Genomic DNA, 21,333 nt, shown 5'->3' on the forward strand with positions numbered 1-21,333 from the left:
TCCACCCATTCAATTGGGAAAAAACAGAAGGGATTAGATTGGAGCATGGAAACGGAAGTGGGTTGAAGGAAGCCCGGATATTTCCAATATTGGACCTGACGATTGGAAAAAGCCATGGGAAACGAGATGAAAAATGGATAACATTAAAACAGAACATCATGAAAATAGTAACAGGGCTAATTGAAATCAACCGGCAGGGGGTTGTCAGGGTATTGGCAAAAAATTTAGCGGACGAAACGGTACTTTACATCAAGACAAAAAAGGCCCATTGGCATGTTGAAGGAGCTGATTTTTATGATAAGCATAAATTCTTTGAACTTCAATTCAAACAATTGGATGAAATCATGGATAGCGTCGCGGAACGCATACGTTCCATTGGCCACTATGCACCGGCTACATTAAAATCGTATCTAAATTTGACCCATCTGACAGAGTCAGAAAGTGAGAAAAACGATAGTCAAGGGTTCATCAAAGAACTACTGGCCGATCACGAACGTATTATTATGGATTTACGAGGTCATATAAAATCGTTTACCGATGATTTTCATGATGCGGGCAGCAGTGATTTCATTACCAGTCTTATGATTACCCATGAAAAAATGGCTTGGTTCCTGCGTTCACATTTAACTAAATAAAGCCACCATGTATTACAACAGTTATCATTTTTTGGGAATGCACTTTATATGGTGGTTCGTTTGGGGCATCCTACTTTTCTGGATTTTTGCCATACCTTATAAAATTCCCGGGCAAAGAACCAAGAAAGACACCCCAAGTGATATACTGAAAAAACGCTTTGCTTCCGGGGAAATCAATAAGGAAGAGTACCAAGAAACGAAGAAAATCCTAGAAGGTTGACCATCCCTTTGCCCTAAGAAAACAAGTCCCATATGGATCTCCCCCCGATAGTTCACCCACTATAATCATCCACTTGCCCTTCCCTTGATCATGTTCCAATGGAACTCTCGAAGATATCTGGGAGTAAAAATAAAGGATATCCCTTTGATCCCGAGAATAGAATCAGGGTAGGTTTTCCACGGCGCGGCAATGTATAGACCTCCCCACAACATAGCAATCCCGAACAGCCAACATTTCATCACTGGCCACTGGCCTGGTACTGGTCCCATTGAATAAAAAAACAAGTATAACCCTTTAATAACGAAAACATGAAAAATTTAAAACTGATCGCGAGTATGATAGTACTGCTTGCCATGATGCAGGCGCACGCCCAAAATGGACCGACAGGGGTCCTGAACTCAACCACTACCAACACCTTCAACTATATCAAAGAAGGTGTTAAAATGCCTTATTCCGTTACGGTACAAGAGAGCCGGAATTACAAAACCATGTTTGACCTTGCAGATATAGGAAAAGTTGATAAAAACAGGATAAATACTCCTGTCAAAGTATCGAAACTCATTACCGTCACAAACAATGCCAATCCAAGGGACAATAGTGTCATAGCCTTACGATATGACAAACGGGTTGCAGATACCTTTAAATTGGTGTCCACTGAAAAGGGGTTTGCCATATCTGTAGATAATAGGACCATGGAATATATCATGGGCAAGGGAATCCAGTTTGCGAATACAGCGGATAGGGAATTCTTTATGGTTGACGAATTTGATGGTATGGAATGAATGGAATTTATTTGATTTGTTGATGCGGAATCCCTAGAAATAGGGATTTTTCTATTTATTGTGGCAGTAATCGCCCTAATTTCTACGCCCTTCCTTTACCCCTTTTTGGCCCAAGGGCAATAAGATGGGCCAAAGGAAACTTTGTCCATCAAATGCCCGGTTACCCAATGGATGCCCCTTGGCTTGTCAATCAAAAACTGCCTTGAAACAATTGATATGGGAACTTTGATCGATGAATTTTCCATGGGTACAGAGGTAATGGGAAATAACCCTTATAGTGTGCAAGAAAGTCAAAGGGACAATTCCCTTTCAAAATACACCTCTTCCTTATCATCCGGAGAATCCTTGACATAGCAGTAGTATATTTTATTCAGGAATGCCCTGACGATCAATGCCTTTCTTGGGTTTTTACTGGAATAGACGGTTTGTCCCGCTTTGTACAGTTTGTTTACAGTGGATTTTTTGTTCAGTCGCAAACATTTCAGGGTTAAATTCAAGTCTATGAATATCATTTTGAACCTATGCGTTGCAACAATCAAATAATCCGTAAACTTTGGGATAACTACGGTGTCCCCCAATTTCAAGAGGGTCGTTTCGTTGTCCATGGTTATTTGGGCCTTACCCTCTATGATCTCAAAAAATATGGATTTTGTAGACCCCTTGCCCTCCAGTTCCATTCCCTCATCAAAGGACATTGCCTTGATCTCCCCCGTTTTTTTCTTTAGTATCGAGATCGTGGATATGGCGTTGGGCGCATAGGCCGATCTTTCTGTTATGTCATGGGAAATCATCTTTGAAAATTGTGTGTCGATCATGGTATGGAATGTTAACGTTAATAGGGGTATTTATATCTTGAAAACCATTATGGCTTTTTATCATGGGGCCTTTGCCCAGAACCTTTGATCAAGAACCAGATGTACTTTCTATTGGGCTTCAATCAGTTCGGCGTTTTAATTTTTCTTGAAAATCGCTGATCACCCCTCCTTTTAAAAGGACTTCCATCTGTCGATCGCTCATGGTATGTACTGCTTCAAATGCAAACGATTGTCCGGAGGCATCGGTTACCCTTATGGGGATACTGGTCCTGCTTTTGATACCAGCTCCCAAGTTTTCAAAACTTAGCACATTTCCTTGTTCTATTTTATCATAATCTTCTTCATGTATAAATTCAAGGGGGAGTATACCGAAGTTTATCAGGTTTTGCCAAGCAATCCTTGCATAGGACTTGGCTATTACACATACCTGCCCCAAATATTTCGGGGCCAAAGCAGCGTGCTCCCTACTGGATCCTTGGGCATAATTTTCGCCTGCTATGACGACATGCCCCCCATATATAGGTCTGGACTTGATCGCCATTTCGTAAAAAGTGGTGTCTATCACTGAATAGGTATACTTGCTGATTTCAGGGATGTTGCTCCTAAATGGCAGCACATCCGCTCCTGCTTTGAGAATTTCATCAGTGGATATATTGTCACCCATTTTTAACAACACAGGGATATCGTATTGATCAGCCATAGGTAAAAAATGTGGCAGCTCTTTTATGTTGGGACCTTTCTTCAATTGAACTTCAGACCCGTCTTCAAGTGGTGCCACCAAAAGGTCGGAATTTATGATCTCTTTTTCGGGACTAGAATAGGTAGGATACGGTATATCGAATAATTTTCCCAAATCCCTGGGATCGGTAATTTTCCCTGTCAAAGCTGATGCGGCTGCCGTTTCAGGACTGCACAGGTACACTTGGTCATCTTCAGTTCCTGACCTGCTGGGAAAATTCCTTGGCATAGTCCTCAAGCTGATGGTATTTGAAGATGGGGCCTGTCCCATACCAATACAGCCCATGCATCCTGATTGGTGGAACCTAGCCCCTGCCTTGATCAAATTTGCAAAACTATGGTTCTTGATCATATTCAGGATAAGCTGTCTCGATGTTGGGTTGATATCAAAGGACACCCCATTATTGACCGATCTGTTTTTAACAATATGACCAGCGATCCAAAAGTCCCGTAGTCCGGGGTTGGCAGATGATCCAATTACGACCTGGCCAACGGGTCTTCCGGCCACCTCTCTTACGGGGACCACATTTCCCGGACTGGACGGCAGTGCAATTAAAGGTTCCAACCCATCCAGGACAATTTCTTCGTTTAGGTCATATTTACAATCCTTATCTGAAATGATTTCGACCCAGTCCTCAGGTCTCCCCTGCGCCTTTAAAAAGCGGTATGTTTCATGGTCACTGGGAAAAACCGTACTGGTGGCACCCAGTTCCGCTCCCATATTGGCGATAACATGCCTGTCCATGGCACTAAGGTTTTTCAATCCGTCACCATAATATTCTATAATCTTGCCGACACCTCCTTTTACCCCATACCTCCGCAACATTTCCAGGATGATATCCTTGGCACTGACCCACTCGGGAAGGTTCCCCGTAAGCTTCACTCCCATGATCTGTGGCATTTTGACATAAAACGGTTCCCCGACAATCACCGACGCCACATCAAGTCCTCCCGTTCCTATGGCGAGCATTCCAAGCGATCCAGCGGCACAACTGTGGCTATCGGAACCAACCAGTGTTTTTCCAGGGATTCCGAACCGTTCCATGTGGACGGGGTGGCTTACACCATTGCCGGGACGGCTGTACCATAAACCAAACCGTTGAGCTGCTGTATAAAGAAATAAATGGTCGTCCGCATTCTTATGGTCGGTTTGCAACAGGTTATGGTCCACATATTGGACCGCTATTTCTGTTTTAGCCTTTTTAAGGCCCATGGCTTCCAGTTCAAGCTGGACCAAGGTTCCGGTTGCATCCTGTAAAAGGGCCTGGTCGATCCTTATCCCTATTTCCCTTCCGGGGATGGCTTCGCCTTCAATAAGGTGGTGGTCAATCAGTTTTTGGGTCACATTGAATGGGTTCATGGCCTTCTATGTTTTTTACTGGACGAAAAATCAGGGAGCCACTTTCTTATACTGTTCCGTAGGGGGAAGGTGGATATCAAAAATCGGGCAGGAGGTTTCCTTATTAAGTTACGTAAATTTTCTGGATAATTTCGATTTTTCGGGAGAATTCATGGCCATGGCTTTTCAGGATGGAAGAGACCATATTAACGAATGGTCATTATGGAGTGCCAGGTTTATCCGACCTTCCCGTTTTAGCACCTATCCTGATAATTGATGAATGTAAAAGCTTCACTCAAAGTTAAGCCCACGAATTCATAAATCCATATATACCAGTAAAAAGAGATATAGTGCAAAAAACGGTCAAAGCGAACCACTGAAAACGGAATTCTTTAAGCCATCCAAAAAACCGTTTCAGACTATGTCATAAAAGAGTTTATATTAATTTTTGCTATGCTCTCTTTAACCCGGCGCGGGTGGTATACTAAGACCGTCCTATCCACACATGTGCACATTTTCAATGAAAAACAGTTAATCCAATCCACTCCACTAAAACACATCCAAAACAAAACGTAAACCTTTAAATTATTGATTTACAGGTTTTTTTATTTTATTTGTTTCATTTGACACATTTTTATTTTTATACCCTTTAAGGTATAATTACTATAAAAAAACATGTTTTATACCCTAAAAGGTATAATTTGAATTATTTTATCTATATTGTACCCGCTAAGGTATATCTATGGAAGATTGGAATAGAAATAATCCCATAGCTCAATTTATCAGGAAAAGACGTAAAGCACTTAACTTGACCCAAGTTGAACTTTCAGATACCACTGGAGTTGGGCTACGATTTGTCCGTGAATTGGAGCAAGGAAAACCTAACTTGATGACGGATAAGATCAATCAGGTACTTTTATTCTTTGGACATGAATTAACCCCTACACCCATAAGTGATGAGACAAGGAGAAATTTGGGTGGATAATAATTTGGCAGGAATCCTGATGGAAGATGAGGAAGGCTCCACTAAAACATACCCAATTCAAAACATTAAACCTGTAAATTGCTGATTTACAGGTTTTTTTGTTTTAATTGATTTCATTTAACTCCAAATAATAGCAATAAAGAAGTCACCAAATCGACACCTATTTAAAAAAAATCAAAAGTGGTATCGATACCCTTGTAATTATCTCTTTTTTAATATTTTACAAAAATCTATCAAATTGTTTTTTGTACCTTTAAGAGTACAAAAAGACACCCAAAAGTGGATAATTTTTTCTCCACACTTTTTTATCTTAAAGATGAGCGAAGGGATAAACACGGAAAAGCCGCATTATACTTGAGAATAACGGTAAATGGCAAACGATCAGCTATTAGCATGCACCGCAAAATTGACCCCGAAAAATGGAACTCAAGAATGAATAAAATGAAGGGTAAAGGTGTTGAAGCCCAAGAATTAAATCAATTCATGGCCACAGTCAGACATAAGGTGAATAAAATACATCATCAATTTGTAGAAGAAGGGAATTTCTTTGCAGCCAATGATATAAAGGACAAATTCTTGGGTAATGACAAAAGGGTAAAAATGTTATTGGAACTCTTTGATGAACATAACCAACAAATGGAGAAACTGATTGATATTGAATTTGCCTTGGGAACCTATAAACGGTATCATACCACTAGAAGCCATGTGGCAGAGTTTATCAAATCAGAATTGCATAAATCTGATATTCCAGTTCGGGATGTGGATTTGAAATTCATTAAGGGTTTTGAATATTTCTTGAAAGTGACAAAAAAATGCAATCATAACTCAGCTTTGAAATATGTCAACAATTTCAAAAAGATAATCCGAATGGCCGTGGCCCATGAGTGGATCAGTAAGGACCCTTTTTACAACTATAAATACAGTTCAAAACGGTCGAACGAGAATTCCTATCTAAAGAGGAATTACAGACTCTGGTGGACAAAGAAATGGATGGAGAACGTTTGAACGTTGTCCGGGATATGTTTGTGTTCTGTTGTTACACTGGGCTTTCCTATATTGATGTTCAAAAACTGCATCCTGATAATCTCGTGAAGTATATTGATGGGAGCCTCTGGATAAAGTCCAAACGCACCAAGACAAAATCTAGATTGGGCATTCCCCTACTGCCAACTGCTTTAGCCATCCTAGAAAAATACCAGAACCACCCCAAAGTTGTCAATGGGGATTGTGTGTTGCCCGTTTTGAGCAACCAGAAATCCAATGCCTATCTCAAGGAAATTGCTGACCTCTGTGGCATTAAAAAGAATCTCACCACCCATTTGGCCAGACATACTTTTGCAACTACTGTAACACTTTCAAATGGCGTACCTATAGAAACCGTTGGGCAAATGTTAGGACATAAAAATCTTAGGACTACACAGCATTATGCCAAGATTATTGATAGGAAGGTGAGTGAGGATATGGCAGTTTTGAAAAATAAGTTAAAAGCACTCTAGTAATCGGGATGACTGAATCATCGACGAAATCTTATCGTATTGAAAATCATTCTTTTAACCCTGTAATCCTGTAGGTGTTCCCGTTAAGAACACGGAAAGCAAAAAACAGGAACAGGAACACTAAAAGAATGATCACCAAATAGGAAATGACCACGGCTATCAGGATATTCTCCGATTCCACCACGAGTGCACGGACCGTGATCCTATAATTTTTGCCATTGATGGCGGAGAAGGTGGACAGTTCCCTGAACTCCTCCATTTCATCTTGGGAGGGATCATAGATGATGGTATCCTTTAGCACCTCCCTACCCAACCGGGATACCTTTTGGATCTCAACGACCGGGGACAATTGAAAAAGCTCGGGGTTTTCGACCAGGGAACTTTCGATCCGTGCCTCTGTGGAACGGAGCTCCTCCTCCACTTCATCCTGTAACAGGTTTCTAAGATAAAAATAAAGGGCCACCGTACTGACCAACATCAACAGGGCACTGATTCCCAAAAAAGTTTTGGAGGTCTTTCGGATCAATCGTATTTTTTTCAAGGTATCCCCCATAGGTCACTCCTCCACGAACTTATACCCACTTCCGTAGGCCGTTTTGATATACTTTGCCCCGGCTTCGGTCAATTTTTTACGCAGGTTGTTGATATGGACATAAATAAAATCAAAATTATCGGCAAGATCGCTATGGTCCCCCCATAAATGTTCGGCAATGATCTCTTTGGAAAGTACCCGTCCCTTATTGGTGACAAAAAAAAGCAAGAGATCGAATTCCTTACGGGTCAGGGAAAGGGTTTGCTCATTGACATAAGCGGTCCTAGAGCGCGTATCAATGGATATCTCGTGGAATTCCAAACGGTCATTGCCCCCAAACTTGCCCCTTCGCAAAACCGCCTTTATCCGCGAATTGAGCTCTGCCAAATGAAAGGGTTTGGTCAGGTAATCATCCGCACCCAGATCCAATCCTTCCAGTTTATCATCCAGAGAGTTGTTTGCGGAGATGATGATAGTCGGGGTCTCCGATCGGTTCCGCTTCAACAGTTTTAGGATATCCAAGCCACTACCGGTGATCAGGTTGATGTCCAGGACCAACAGATCGTATTCATAGAGATCGATCTTGTAGAGGGCCTCGTGGTAGTCTGAAGCCATTTCACATACATTGTCATCCCTTTCCAAATAGATGGCAATGGATTTCTGGAGTTCGGTCTCGTCTTCTGCAATAAGGATCTTCATACCTTAAATTTAAGGTATAAAAATAGATTCCAAATCTTTAGGAATTCTAAAGCAATCTGTAGCCCTACCCCTTTTGGACTGAAGCTGGTCTAAAGTTAAGTGATGGTTTTGTTATCTTCAAGGCTAGCCTTGAAGATGGATTCATTAACCATTTAAATCACTTAAAATGACAAAGAAGAAGAACACGGAATTTAGGTCTCAATGTCCTAGCTATATGTCAATGTTTTCAACATCTCCCAGGGTACAATGTCCCAGTGAACAATTAAAATTTTCTTCATTAACAAATATAATATCCTGTTTATTAGTAGATTAATGTAAACAACACAGCTTTAGCGTGTTGTCGTCTTGCTCTACCACTTTTCCAAAAGGTGGAAAATCGTTACGACCTGTAGCCTTTGGCCCCAGCGTTTTAGGGCACTTTATAAATTTTCAAATTTTAAGGAGCCACTTAATTATGGGACATGAGGTATCCCATTGCATTTTTCAAAAGTCTCCTAGCCCTTAGTTTTAGGCCCTTTTCATTGTCCTATTCAAATGGGACATCAAAAAATACAATTTAAATCAGTCTTCCAACCTTTGTGAATATTTTTCATATATAATTAATAAATCTTCCTACCAAAACCAGAAGTTCTATTTAAGGGTGCAGTTTGATAATTATATTAATTATGTAGAGAAACTGTCCTAAAGATCGGGGTATCTACAGACAAAATATGCCTCGCTCAGTAGAATTAGTTAAGGGTAAGATGTGGGACTTGCAGCACTCCACTTTGTTTCGTTCGCCCATAAATTGATTCCCATATACGGGCAGGGTTTATAGGTTAATCTTTTCATTTGATTTCACAAGCCTATTCCTTTCGCATTGATAGAACTATTTTGGAATAAAGTTTATGGTCAAATAACTCGTTGGTCCTTTATTGCCCAACATATCAAACGCTCTAATCTCCAGCATGTTTATTCCAGTTGATAGTTTCCAGAGATAGGTAGTGTCTTCGGTATTCAATATTTTGTTGTTATCCTTGATTTCAAAATATCTTAAATTGGGACTGTTCGTGGCCATTACAATTCGCAATAAACCATCTTGGCTTGTAGGCTCAGCACTGAAATCAACGGAAAACAGGTTTTCGTATAGGTCAGATTCACGGGAAACAAAGTTTCCATGTTCATTGGTCATTGGGGTCTGAGCATCTGTCCAGGCTAAATACCCATCCCATCCCCAATGGGTACGGCCATGATTTATAGGCATAGGTAAAGGCTGGCTAAGCCAATTGCTCCGTGGAAGCCAGCGTAGAAAAGCGGTATTGAAAAACCCGTAACCACCTGCATATCCCGGAGCCTGTCCTTCGGTTACCTTCCACCAGACGTAATCTTTCAACTGACCTGACAAAGCATTGCCTCCCGTCTGTATCTGTATAGGCAAACTTGAAACGTCTATATCTTTTGAACGACGATCGCGATCTTCAATGGTCCACGAATCCCTATCCATAACCTCATCTGGATAATACGTGTCCAAAAAAATATGGTGTAATTCAAGTACATTCAATGGGATGTTCTTTTTTTTACAGACAAACATCGAATCAAAGTTTGCATCCATCATGATCCATTTCCCGTAATCGCGGGACCATACCTCCACCACCTCATGTCCTCCCATCACCGAATGGTTAATGTTCACAATCCTTGCAGGGATTCCAAAACTCTGGCAAGCCTGTGCCAATACAATTGAATAATACAGGCAATATCCCCCCACTTTTTTGGGGTTACCCTTACGATCCATATCATCAAGAATATGAAATGCATTCCATTCGGTTTGGACCTCAACTTCCACATCTGGCAAAAACCAATCCCAATGCTTGGCCACCCACCCCCTTAGCTTCAGTATTTTCTCAAATTCGGTAGTGGTCCCTTTGACCACATTATCCAAATGATAATCTGTACGTAACTTCTGGAGTGCGGGTAGCAAAGTATTCTCATATTGAAATTCATAGGAACTTCTAATCAGGGGGTAAGTATTGGAGTCTACAATGGAGATGCTGTTACGTGAAGTTTCTTCCCTATCAAACTCACTATCTATTTGAAACCCATTTAAGATGGGTGTATCCTTACTGGTTTTTGAGATAAACTCAATCCTAAATTGAACATACCGATCATGTCCCGGCTCAATTACTCCATTGGTCTCCACCTCTTGCCAGTCGGTCCATTCTCCGGCTTCAGGCCATTGGGTATTGCCTTTTCTCACTTTTACCAAGACGTTTTCCTTGTCTCCCATTTTTGCTAAAAATCGGGAAGATTCAACAAAGACAGGAAGTTTTAATATATCCTCTTGGGCAGAGGCTGCCATATCAATGGTATTGGTCTGTAACCAACCGCTTTCTTTATATGCCCTTAGATTTAATCGAATGGGGTATTCACCTTTTTTATTATTGTTTACACCCAAATCTTCATAGGCCCATGTCAATCCGTTATCCAAACTCCTTGCACTTTGAAAATTAGGGGTATGGGGTTCTAAGGACCCATACCTATAATTGTCATACAATGCGATGGGAACACGAAATATAGACTCCGAATCCTCAGTGGTTACCTGAATTTCATTCTTACCCGTTTTGATGTAGTCAGCGGAAATAGATATGGAAGTCCAGTTATGACGTACCTGGTAAAAAATGGGATCATTTCCATTCACACGGACTTGCAATTTTCCTTGTTTTGAATGATCGAATGTATTTACAGCGTAAATCAGTATGGCCAATTTGGCGTCGGTATCGGGCAATCTATCTACCATCAGGGTCTTCTTCAATATGGTCCCCTTCTTGATGATTTCCCACGACCCTTCATCGATAGTGCCCAATCCGGAGGCATCATCTTCAATTAGAATATGACCTTCAAGAATAATCCTGTCATCTTGAAACTGTAGGCCTTGGGAAGTGGACATATCCCATAATTCTTTGGCGGTCCATTGTTGTTTCCTTGTATGTTTTAAAACAACCGACGAATCCCCTAAAGTTACATCGCCCGACCTCTCTCCGTTGGAAGGCAACATAAACACTGATGGACCGGTCATTGCCAACCCCAATCCACAGGTTATACCCGCTATCTTGACAAATTTGCGCCTATCAACTGATTTCTTCATGTGCTTTATCAATTTAGGGGACCTTGAGCTTTTCAATACTGGCTTATATGATTTCTCCCTTTATGGATTTCCGTACGTAATGGAATACCGTTACCTGAAACGTAGGGTCCCAAAAAACTCCGGCAGGTGGAATTGTGGCTTGGGGTTATCCACATACGACCATGTGAGCCAATGAGGGTGTGAACTCTTATCAGCAATTTTATAAAAATTGGCCTTCCATTCCACCTCCGGGGCTGGATGCTCCATTTCATCAAAATACGTTGACAATACATCAAATGGAATCCGATACTCAAGGGTCCATGTAACAGGTTCCTTGATCTCAGGGTACACCTTTTTAGGAAGGGAATGTGCCACGGTTATGTGATCAAAACTTTCCTTGGGAATTTTCAATTGTCCTTTTCTTGCCTTTTCTTGAAATTTGAACAAACCTGTTCCACCGCAGTTCATTTCCAAGTTAAAATACCCTTTCTGTATATCTTGTCCCGGTGTGAAGAAAAACTCTACGGTACTGTCTTGGGAAACTGGGTCTTGATACTCCTCCAAAACACATCTAACGTATTGATCATCCACTTTATAGATCACATAGATAGCCTCCTCGTCGTACATAACCTTCACTTGGACTTTTGGCATGTGCTCTGGATATTCCCCCATGTGGTTCTCCAGTTGTAATGGTTGGACATCCCTCCAAGCATCTTTTGACCAATCCCCGTCTATTTCAATGGGGACTTCCCTTTTGGCCACCTCATATACATTATCCACTTCTTCTGGGCTACACCCGAAAAACATAGGCAAAAACAAAAACAGCATTAGCTTGTTACACATTACTACCGCTTTATGGATATATCGTTTCTACCTGACGGCACCATGATTTTCAATAATCCATCATTGGCCACATACTCCCATGCTTGGTGTTCACTACCATTCATTGTCACCGAAGAAGGACTCCGATCCATTGATATCTCCAATTCGGTTTCCTTATCTGATTGTACTTCCAATTTATTTGTTGATGGTTCCGAACTCCATGCGAATGTTATTGGAACCCCACTTTTGATTGAAATACCATGTCCTTTGAAATCGTTTCCTTCAAAATAAACCTTATCCAGAGTTCCATTCCTATTTAAAGAGGCGGTGAAACGATTGGCATCCGTGGAAAAACCAAATATTTCATTGGAAGCCTCCTCCACCCTAAAGGCACCCACATCGACCGTTCCATCATTGTATTTTACTTGGGCGGCAAGCCATCCCTCTTCATCTATCCGCGCGGTTTGGGGTCGTTGCCCAAAAGCTCCCGACAGTTGGGGTTCGGGCAATAGTACAGCCATGAAGTTTGCTTCCGTTAAGTTGGGCTCACTGGTAAGTGTCACAAAACTTTCGGCATCGTCTTTATTGGCACGGATAACACCAGACTCGATTTTTGGGGAAATAATATCAATGGTCATTCTGGCCTTTGGACGATCAATGGTAACCCTGTTGTCCTTATAATCCATGGAATTTTCTGGAGCATGGAAAAGCCAATCGTAAACATGACCTTCCGTTGATTTACTTTTTACTTGATCAAGAAGAAACATTGCGCGCGACTTATTAAAGAGCATTGTACGGTTGTACTTCTCCAGCTTGTCTTTGTACACGCTGGTTAGGTCTCCCTCAAATGCATCTGCTATTTCCCCTGCAAAACCATGTGTTCTTGGCCAGATCCTATGGGCGGTAATACCATTATCGTAATGTGCCGCCTTCTGACTTTCAGGATCATGGTCTACCAGCATTACATTATGGGCAATGGCCTGTATGTTGTATAAATTGTAATCCAAATTGGCATAATACCCTCCTTTACCGTACTCAGGGTCCGTAAGCAATCGTTCTCCATTGACATTGATTTGAAAGGTACCTTGATCAAAATGATAATGGTTGGAATGGGGGCCCATTCTAACGCTTATGATTGTTGAGGCATCATCCCAACCTGAACGCATCACCATCCCTTGGGCATTAAAAATCTTGGAGCTTGGCAAGGTATTCCTTGAAACCGGGTCTATATCATCCCTATACCATAAATACCCAAAATATCCTCCTTTACCTTCATCCCAAAAAGATTTTACATGGGGATATAAATATGGATTGCCCATTCTATATACAAAATATTGGGCATGATCTTGGGTGAATCCAGGTATTGAACTCCATCCACTGCCCTTTTTATTCAAGCTACTTCCAGAATGAAGTTTGGAAAATCCACCAAAGGTATGGCCTCCATCACCAAAATCGGGCATTAGTCCACTTGGGTGTGTGGCCTGCAAAGGATATTTGTAAAAACTTTTCACGTTGGTGGACTCAGTCCAATCTATCCCAAAGTTTCTTTCAAAAGCCTCCATAATAAGCACTATTTCACGTGTTGCCATGTTCATGTAACCAGACTTGGGTTCTCCATAGCTTCCATCTTCATAATAGGTGTTGTCAATAAACGCCTTGGCTTTTGTGATAATTCCCGAAAGATAGGGTTCCAGATAGGGGTTATCGGGATCATCACCATAGATTGCGGTAGCTGCCACACCGTGACCACCCACCAAAACGGCTATATGGTTGGTGAGGTTGGATGACATCCGGTTCATTTCCACCATATCCCTATGGAAAAGCTTTAGTCCCTTTTCCATAATGGCTTCCCTTACCATTTTTTGCTCCTCTTCCGTAAGTAGGTCATGCAGCAAATCATATCCATACGAAACCGGCAAAAGGGTGTATCCTACTGGGTAATAGGTCCAGAATTGTCGTTCGAGCATCCAAGCTGCATTCCACTTTTTGAAAGCGCACAATTTCAACAATGCCTCTTTTGCTTTTTCGCCAGCTTCGCGATCTCCGGTAAATGCATAGCGAAAGCTTCCTTCCTCTATGATCCTTCCCAGTGCCCTATTTGGGTTGTTCCATTCTGCATAGGCGTTAAAACCAACCGAGGTCTTTGAGTATGGTCCTCCTACCAAATTCTCAGCCGTATAGTCAACCCCTTCATTAATGGAGGCAATATCCACTTCCATAAAATCGGTATCCTCCAATGCATTTTCCAGGATTTTCTTGGCCACTGGCGAAGTCTCGTTCTCCAGTCGCTCTTTTAATTCTCCTTTGGAAAAGAACAAACGAGGGTGCTCTGTAGGACGTTTTCCGGGCATAAGGAACTTGAAGCCCCACGCTATTTTTTCCCCTGACTGGGAAGTTCCTTCAAGAACAATTTCCCACTGCCCCGTAGCATCCTCTTCGGTTGGGCTATAAATCGATTCATTTATCCATTCCCCTCCTTCTTCCTCAAAAGTGATGTCTTTTTTTACAATATTTCCTTGACCATCAAAGAGTGTTCCTTTCACCTGATTAAGCTGAACATTACCTTCCGGTTTTGTCTTTAAGGATATGTCCTGTCCATGAAAAAAATGCTTTTTGAGTACGGAAACCCCGAACATATCAAAATTCTCGGATGGGGGTGTCGTTGCAATGAATTGCCTTTGACGTTCTCCATTTATAGAGAAATCATCCATCAGTATGGTATAGGTATACAGATAATACACTTGAGGGTAACTTGCCTCAATGGTTGCCACCTGAATATGTTCTCCCGCTTTCAATGGGCCATTTTCAGACTTAAAAGCCTCTATGGGAATGTCCAATTCAATCCATTGGTTCGCCTCTACGTTTTCAATTATATGGTGATAGAGTTCGCCTTCAAAAGTACCCAGCGATACATCCAATTTCTCCGCATTCCGATCGCTCTGCAAATAAATTGCCATTTTCACTTTGGTTTCCGGCAGTGTCCAGATATCGATTCGCTTTGTGAAACCTTGGTAAACTTCCACTATATCATTGGGCTTTACCGGCCTTGCCAATGCATACTTACTGTTATTATGGGTGGGAGTTTCATGAGTGGAGAACAGGGCATCAAAACCAATATCCTCTGCATAAGGGTACTGCTCCCAACCGTACAACTCGCCTGTCTCGAAATCATCGAAGATGGTATATGGAATTCTTTCAATGGAGCTTGAATCCCCCATACACCCGAAGATTATAAGAGATGGAATTATCAATAAAACAATTTTGTCCAAATGCGGTAATCTTAGTTTTATCTTCATTTTACTTTAGTGTTAGGTTGGGTTTACAGTTTTAGGGAACACATAAAAAATGGGTTCATTTGGTTGGTTTCTGGAATCAACGATTCTCTGGGAATGATACCCAACACAAGAAACCATTGGTATTAAAAACAACGTTGGTTATAACATAGCAGCGCTTGCTTCGTCTATGAACAACTCTGCATGGGGGTGTTTCCTCAATATTGTGGAGGGGTAATTCTCCTGTATAGGGTCATTTATGGTATGTCCAATGGCCTCGGCTTTATTAGGTCCAGGGGCAATGGCGTAGGCATAAGTAGCTTTGAACAGTGCCGGAATGGTCAATGTAATGGCATGTGTAGGAACTTCTTCTATTTTATCGAAGCATATTTCATCCTCTGGATCTACTTGTTGCTGTCTGTTTTTTTCATCCAGGTCTACAATCTTTACAACTTTAGGATCATTGAAATCGGCTACGTGCGGGTCATTGAATGCAAGATGGGTATTCTCTCCCACTCCCAGTATAACAATATCAGTAGGATGCTTTTCCAATAGTTCCGTATATCTGGCACACTCCTGTTCTTGCTTATTTTCATCTCCATTCATATAATGGACACTCTTAAATGGCACCTTATCAAAAAGAGCCCCCTTTAGGTAGTTTCCAAACAATTGTGGTGCACTTTTGTCCACACCGATGTATTCATCCATATGAAATGCATTTATCCTACTCCAATCCACATTTTTATCTGCAAGGGAGGTTAAAAATTCATTCTGAGACGGTGCTGCGGCGAAAACAATATTCACTTGATCCTTCTCTTTCAATAAAGATTGGATCTTACCACTGATCACTTCTGCCGCGTCTGCCCCCATGAGTGACCTAGTTTTGTAAATATTAACTTTCAACTTGTCTTTTGAAATTGTTTTTTTCTCCATAATTCTATTGTCCTTTAATTTTTATGTTCACTATTTTTTAAATGTGATTTATTTTTCCTTGTCATATACCACCCGACCCTTGACAATGGTCTTGGCTATTTCCACATTATCATTAAAAATCACTATATCTGCATCCTTTCCGGGAACTAGGGATCCCTTAGTATCTGAAACTCCCATAATATTGGCCGGTGTTATACTGGCCATTCGAACCGCATCGCATAATGGTGCTCCGGCCAAATTCACCATGTTGCGCACCAACCTGTCCGTGGTTGCCACGCTGCCCGCAAAAGAAGTTCTATCGGGTAATTTGGCAACCCCATCTTCCACAATAACCTTTATGCCGTTTTCAAGACTTCCCAAAATACTCTCTTCGCCATCTGGCATTCCGGCGGCACGTATGGAATCCGTAACAAGTGCAATCCTATCTGGACCTTTGGTACGGTATATTAACTTTAACAAAGAAGGTGGGAGATGCTTTCCGTCCGCAATTACCTCAACATTCATTTCATCAATAAGAAAGGCGCTTTCCACCCCGCCCGCAAAGCGGAAAGAATGCTTGCGTATTACCCCGGTCATTCCGGAGTATAGGTGTGTGGCCAGGGTACATCCATTTTCAAATGCTTGCAAAACATCTTCATAAACAGCAGATGTATGCCCCATTGATGGCAGTACTCCTTTTGATTTCAAATATCTGATGAATTCTATTCCACCTTCCCTTTCAGGTGCGGAATCCCATCGTTTGATCATGGGTGAACGGGATAGTATCTCTTTGTACTCTTCTGGATCTGCATTTCTAATGTACTTTGGGTTTTGGGCGCCCTTTTGTTCCATTGAGTAATATGGTCCTTCCAAAAACACACCTAAAAATTGGGCCCCCATGGTGTTTTCCTTATTTGCCCTCTCATAAACCCCCAGATTCTTGTACAACTCTTCCTTGTCTCCGGACAATGCTGTTGGGTACATCGATGTTGTTCCATGCATGGCATGTAATTCCGCCGCTTTTAAAAAGGCATTTACCGAACCATCCAAAAATGAATGACCACCTCCCCCATGTACGTGGAGGTCTATAAAGCCCGGGGAAATGGTCAAGCCCTTTGCATCTATTTCCAAAGCTCCTGGAACTTCAACATTGGCCGACCCTACTTGTTTGATTATTCCATCTTCAATGACAATGGTACCATTTGCTATAGTTCTGTAAGGGGTTATGATATTTCCATTATATATCTTAACCTTTCCTGTATTGGACATAACCGTCCCTTGGCTGACTTTTTTCTCCCCACCCATCGAATTTGTTGCATACAGTCCACTTCCGGCAACAATAGAAGCCATTCCTAGTTTCTGAATAAATTCTCTTCTGTTTTCTGACATCTTCTATGTTTTTATTTTGACAATATTCCCCCGTATCTTTTATGAATTGGACTTAAAAAAATCCTTTTATGGCAAAGTATGTGGTCACCAAAGAAAAAGCGATTACGATGATGAGTCCAATATTCATGGGCAGTGTCGCCAAGTATTTGGTTGACATGACGCCTTTTTTGTTCAACAACAGAAAAACAGGAATGGCAACCGCAGGCAATATTGCGGCTTGGAAAGCCATGGAAAAGACCATTAATATGGTAGGGCTATGTTCCAAGAACAGAGACCCAAAAGCAAACAAAAGTCCAATAACGATCAATACCCGAAAAGGTGTGGATTGGATGTCCCTTGGTTTATTGGAATAATCTGAAATTAACCAAGGGGCGATCAATACAATTGGAAATATGGTCGAAAGTCCTGCTCCCGTAATACCCAATATCAAAAGTAAGGCGGCAACCTTGCCCCCAATGGGTTCGAAAAGCGATATCAATTCTAGCGTATTGTCCAGTTTTAATCCCATAGTATGGAGTGTACCTGCCGCAACCGCCATAATCAATCCACTAATAAGTAGCATCATGAAAGATGATACAAATGCATCCCTTTTTTCATCTTTAAGGTTATTGATGTTCCATCCCTTTTCAAGCACAACGGTACTCCTAATTATAAAAACCGCCGCAGAACATGTTGTTCCCGCCATTGCCGCTACTAATCCAAATGCATCGGGCGAGTCTGGTATATCAGGAATCATTCCCGAGACGATCATACCCATATCCGGAGCCATCATGAAAAAGACCACTACAAAGCTCAGTGCCATAATGATCACAAAAATGGTCAGTACCTTTTCAAATGTTTTATACTTTCCGTACCAAAACAGGATGGATAGGAAAAAAATGAAAACCAGAATAATCCACTCCTTCGCTATCATTGTACCATTCGTCAATAAGCGAATTCCTTCCTGCACCAAATCTGCCACTATACCCATGATTCCGATCAGCGCCAATAGTTCTCCCAAAATCAGGGCTGCCATAATATAAAGCGCCAACCACTTCCCTCCCTTCAATTCAGTTTTTATATTGAACAATGCTGTTTTTCCCGTAACCAAAGTAGTCTTGCCATAAGCAACCATTAGGATATAAGTGAAAATGCATGAAATAACAATGGCCCAAAATAGGGTCATGCCATACGTTGCCCCAGCTTTAGCCATGGTGGTGACACTACCTGTTCCAATATTATAACCAATAAGAAAAAGCCCAGGCCCAATGGCACCTAGGAATATCAACACTTTCTTTTTTAGAGTATTTGGCATCAATTACCTTTTTTTTAGAGTACGTATTCTCTTGTTTTACATTCAACTTCTGTCCTTATTGTCCTACAACAAGAACTGCATAGCTTCTCTTAGTAAATGACCTTAAAGGGGCTGAAAGTCCCATTCATAAGATAAAAAAACCTTTGGTTGTCAACATTCCTTCCTAGCTTCCCTCTAATAATGAGTTGGTTAATCCTTAAAAAGATATTGTATCCATGTAAACTTTCCATGTTTTTTGTGGAATTTATGGGCAGGGGAATGCTTCTGATTGTTCTAATGATAATTTGAAATAAAATCTTGGAGTATTAATTGGTTATCGTGCAGTGTTTCAAAATAAAGTTGGAATGGAATGGAATGCCATGCCAACTACCATAACCCAATTAAACCAATGAATGAAAAAAGATGGGAGAAAGAAACCCGCAACTGGGAAATGGCCTTTCCCAATTGGTTTTGAACAGTTTTCCTTGATACCCCCAATGCACTGGATATCTCTTTAGTGGTCAAGTCTTCATGGAACCGCAGACGAAATATCTTTTGCCTCTTTGGGGGCAGCTGTTCTACATGGGACTGATATTCCTTATGAAACTCCTCCCATAAAATACCTCTATCCGCCAGTAATCCTGCTTCTTGAAAATTTTGAATATTGTCTATGAATGGGCACTTCTTTTTCTCTTTGGCTATGACCTTAAAAACTTGGTTACGTATTGCCACATGCAGATAGGCTTGAAAGTTGGATATGGGATTTTCTCTCCTGAGCCATATTTTGACAAATACATTTTGAACCACATCTTCCGTTTGACTCGAGTTTCCCAAGCGGGCAAATGCTCTGGAATATGCCCAATCCCAATATTTATTATATAGTTTGTTGAAAGCCGCTTTATTGCCTTGCTCCATTTGCAACAATAACAACTTATCACTTTCGCAGTTCACTTTTTCGTTCTCCATAATGGTCTTTTTAAAACTAGTATGTGCACTTTCAACAACTACTAAACATTGTTTTTTCTTTCTGTGTACATATGTACACGATTTAAATTTATTCTTTTTTTTTAATAATCAAATATTTTTAACACTATAATTTCATTTTTTTTTGTTATACCCAGTTTTTCACCCCATAAGCATATGCTTTTATCAATTTTATTGAGCAAAATTCAAATTATATCACTCTTAGGAAGGTAGGTCTATCCATGAATCTTAAGGTTTTGCCATTTAAATCAATATAGTCCTAGAACAAAAGGCCTAAATTTTGGAAGCAGGGAATAAAATTCAAACCATGTAAACGGGCATATCTTTACAAAGCATGGTCCCTACATTATATTCAATATACTGGGGGATTTAAAAAAAGTGATGCAAAAACCAATTTGTTTTTTCAATCATCCTATCGATTATCCAGTACATTGAGCAACTTGTCATTGAATAGTTTTACACCATTCTGATTTAAATGATGGGAATCATAGAAGTTTAAGGAATCGGTCAGAGCCTCTATCCCATTAAAATTATAGTATGCAGAGTAGCCCTTCATAATGCTGTCATAATACTCGTTGCCCAGATATCTATCATAGTTGGAATGCGGTATGGGAGCATACACCAATATCACTTCAATATTCCTGGTTTTAAGCTCATGAACGATATCCGAAAAAACTGCAACTTGGCCTTCATCAAGGATGATCTTCTTTTTCTCGTATTGCTCCACAGGTAAATCGCAACCTTCTTCTTTTTCAACGAACCCCCCTTGGATATATATGTCGCCTTCCTTCTGCCTGGGTTCTTCAAAAGCTTCATTTAACCTCAACGCATTATGTGCCAAAGCATAAAGCAATGTGTTATAGGTCTTTATATTATTGATTTTTAACACCATCCTAAGGGTAAGTTTATCTATCCTGTCATTCGCAATTAGGTCAAGGGTTGATTCCACACCATCGATCATAAATGTTTCGGGATACATTTCATAAATCACCATTTTTGGGTTCAACTTATCCAGATATCTTTCCAGAAGGATTTTTGTCTGAATGGGCGTTTGGGAACTTGACCCCAAATTAAAGGTGTGATACCCATGATCGGAAAAAATTCTGGTGTCAAATCCCCTATATGCATGGGACGAACCTAAAAACAGTATATCTACATCTTTATAATTTCCAACCTCGGAAAGTCTTGAATGCATATGTCCAATGGAGCCAATCTTATAGTTGATATTGGGTTTATATTCCATTGGAATACTATAGCCCCAAAGAAAAGTGGCCAGAAGGTAAAACAAGCCCGCAAATGGAATGAACATAAAAATATCCTTGATGAATCTTCGCATGGCA

Annotated in this window: 18 protein-coding genes; 6 read left to right on the forward strand and 12 right to left on the reverse strand. The window is 40.9% G+C overall.

Annotated features, from left to right (window positions below):
* Nucleotides 1-158: 158 nt before the first annotated feature.
* From DN53_RS04285 to DN53_RS04295, 3 genes are all read left to right on the forward strand, one after another.
* Complete coding sequence (locus DN53_RS04285; protein ID WP_129653152.1) at nt 159-635, forward strand: Dps family protein; 477 nt, start codon at nt 159-161, stop codon at nt 633-635.
* 7 nt (nt 636-642) lie between these two features.
* Nucleotides 643-855, forward strand: coding sequence for an SHOCT domain-containing protein (locus DN53_RS04290; RefSeq protein ID WP_129653153.1), 213 nt, complete (start codon nt 643-645; stop codon nt 853-855).
* Between the two features lie 335 nt (nt 856-1,190).
* Nucleotides 1,191-1,637: a hypothetical protein gene (locus DN53_RS04295; protein ID WP_207211073.1), complete on the forward strand. Its 447-nt coding sequence runs from the start codon at nt 1,191-1,193 to the stop codon at nt 1,635-1,637.
* Between the two features lie 290 nt (nt 1,638-1,927).
* Here DN53_RS04295 and DN53_RS04300 read toward each other — a convergent pair whose 3' ends face one another.
* Both DN53_RS04300 and DN53_RS04305 read right to left on the reverse strand, forming a co-directional pair.
* Nucleotides 1,928-2,452 (reverse strand): cupin domain-containing protein, encoded by a 525-nt coding sequence (locus tag DN53_RS04300; protein ID WP_129653155.1) that lies wholly within the window; start codon nt 2,450-2,452, stop codon nt 1,928-1,930.
* Between the two features lie 118 nt (nt 2,453-2,570).
* A complete protein-coding gene (locus DN53_RS04305; RefSeq protein ID WP_129653156.1) occupies nt 2,571-4,550 on the reverse strand; it encodes an aconitate hydratase in 1,980 nt (659 codons plus the stop codon).
* Nucleotides 4,551-5,271: 721 nt separating this feature from the next.
* On the opposite strand from DN53_RS04305, the gene DN53_RS04310 reads away from it, so the two are divergent.
* The 3 genes from DN53_RS04310 (at nt 5,272) to DN53_RS18160 (ending at nt 7,010) form a co-directional block, all read left to right on the forward strand.
* Entirely contained in the window at nt 5,272-5,514 is a 243-nt protein-coding gene (locus DN53_RS04310; protein WP_129653157.1) for a helix-turn-helix transcriptional regulator, read from the forward strand.
* 279 nt (nt 5,515-5,793) lie between these two features.
* Nucleotides 5,794-6,519 carry a phage integrase SAM-like domain and Arm DNA-binding domain-containing protein gene (locus DN53_RS18155; RefSeq protein WP_313790126.1) on the forward strand — a complete coding sequence of 242 codons (726 nt, stop codon included), beginning with the start codon at nt 5,794-5,796 and terminating at the stop codon, nt 6,517-6,519.
* On the forward strand, nt 6,489-7,010 hold the full coding sequence (locus tag DN53_RS18160; protein ID WP_313790127.1) for a site-specific integrase: 522 nt from the start codon (nt 6,489-6,491) through the stop codon (nt 7,008-7,010). The genes DN53_RS18155 and DN53_RS18160 overlap by 31 nt, the downstream gene beginning before the upstream one ends.
* A 46-nt stretch (nt 7,011-7,056) precedes the next feature.
* Here the strand turns inward: DN53_RS18160 and DN53_RS04320 are convergent, their stop codons facing one another.
* The 10 genes from DN53_RS04320 to DN53_RS04365 form a co-directional block, all read right to left on the reverse strand.
* A complete protein-coding gene (locus DN53_RS04320; protein ID WP_129653158.1) occupies nt 7,057-7,551 on the reverse strand; it encodes a hypothetical protein in 495 nt (164 codons plus the stop codon).
* 15 nt (nt 7,552-7,566) lie between these two features.
* Nucleotides 7,567-8,241 (reverse strand): response regulator transcription factor, encoded by a 675-nt coding sequence (locus DN53_RS04325; protein ID WP_129653159.1) that lies wholly within the window; start codon nt 8,239-8,241, stop codon nt 7,567-7,569.
* Nucleotides 8,242-9,109: 868 nt separating this feature from the next.
* Nucleotides 9,110-11,362: a transglutaminase-like domain-containing protein gene (locus tag DN53_RS04330; RefSeq protein WP_129653160.1), complete on the reverse strand. Its 2,253-nt coding sequence runs from the start codon at nt 11,360-11,362 to the stop codon at nt 9,110-9,112.
* 90 nt (nt 11,363-11,452) lie between these two features.
* Entirely contained in the window at nt 11,453-12,184 is a 732-nt protein-coding gene (locus tag DN53_RS04335) for a carbohydrate-binding family 9-like protein (protein ID WP_207211074.1), read from the reverse strand.
* A gap of 2 nt (nt 12,185-12,186) precedes the next feature.
* Complete coding sequence (locus DN53_RS04340) at nt 12,187-15,381, reverse strand: DUF4962 domain-containing protein (protein ID WP_165357264.1); 3,195 nt, start codon at nt 15,379-15,381, stop codon at nt 12,187-12,189.
* 216 nt (nt 15,382-15,597) lie between these two features.
* Complete coding sequence (locus tag DN53_RS04345) at nt 15,598-16,305, reverse strand: 6-phosphogluconolactonase (protein ID WP_207211075.1); 708 nt, start codon at nt 16,303-16,305, stop codon at nt 15,598-15,600.
* Between the two features lie 111 nt (nt 16,306-16,416).
* Complete coding sequence (gene nagA, locus DN53_RS04350) at nt 16,417-17,736, reverse strand: N-acetylglucosamine-6-phosphate deacetylase (RefSeq protein WP_242502060.1); 1,320 nt, start codon at nt 17,734-17,736, stop codon at nt 16,417-16,419.
* 52 nt (nt 17,737-17,788) lie between these two features.
* Entirely contained in the window at nt 17,789-19,030 is a 1,242-nt protein-coding gene (locus DN53_RS04355) for an Nramp family divalent metal transporter (RefSeq protein ID WP_129653162.1), read from the reverse strand.
* A 366-nt stretch (nt 19,031-19,396) separates the two neighbouring features.
* Nucleotides 19,397-19,975: an RNA polymerase sigma factor gene (locus DN53_RS04360; RefSeq protein ID WP_129653163.1), complete on the reverse strand. Its 579-nt coding sequence runs from the start codon at nt 19,973-19,975 to the stop codon at nt 19,397-19,399.
* A 430-nt stretch (nt 19,976-20,405) separates the two neighbouring features.
* Nucleotides 20,406-21,329 carry a hypothetical protein gene (locus DN53_RS04365; protein ID WP_129653164.1) on the reverse strand — a complete coding sequence of 308 codons (924 nt, stop codon included), beginning with the start codon at nt 21,327-21,329 and terminating at the stop codon, nt 20,406-20,408.
* Nucleotides 21,330-21,333 lie beyond the last annotated feature (4 nt).

The sequence above is a fragment of the Flagellimonas olearia genome, from assembly GCF_004150225.1.
Taxonomy (GTDB): Bacteria; Bacteroidota; Bacteroidia; order Flavobacteriales; family Flavobacteriaceae; genus Flagellimonas; species Flagellimonas olearia.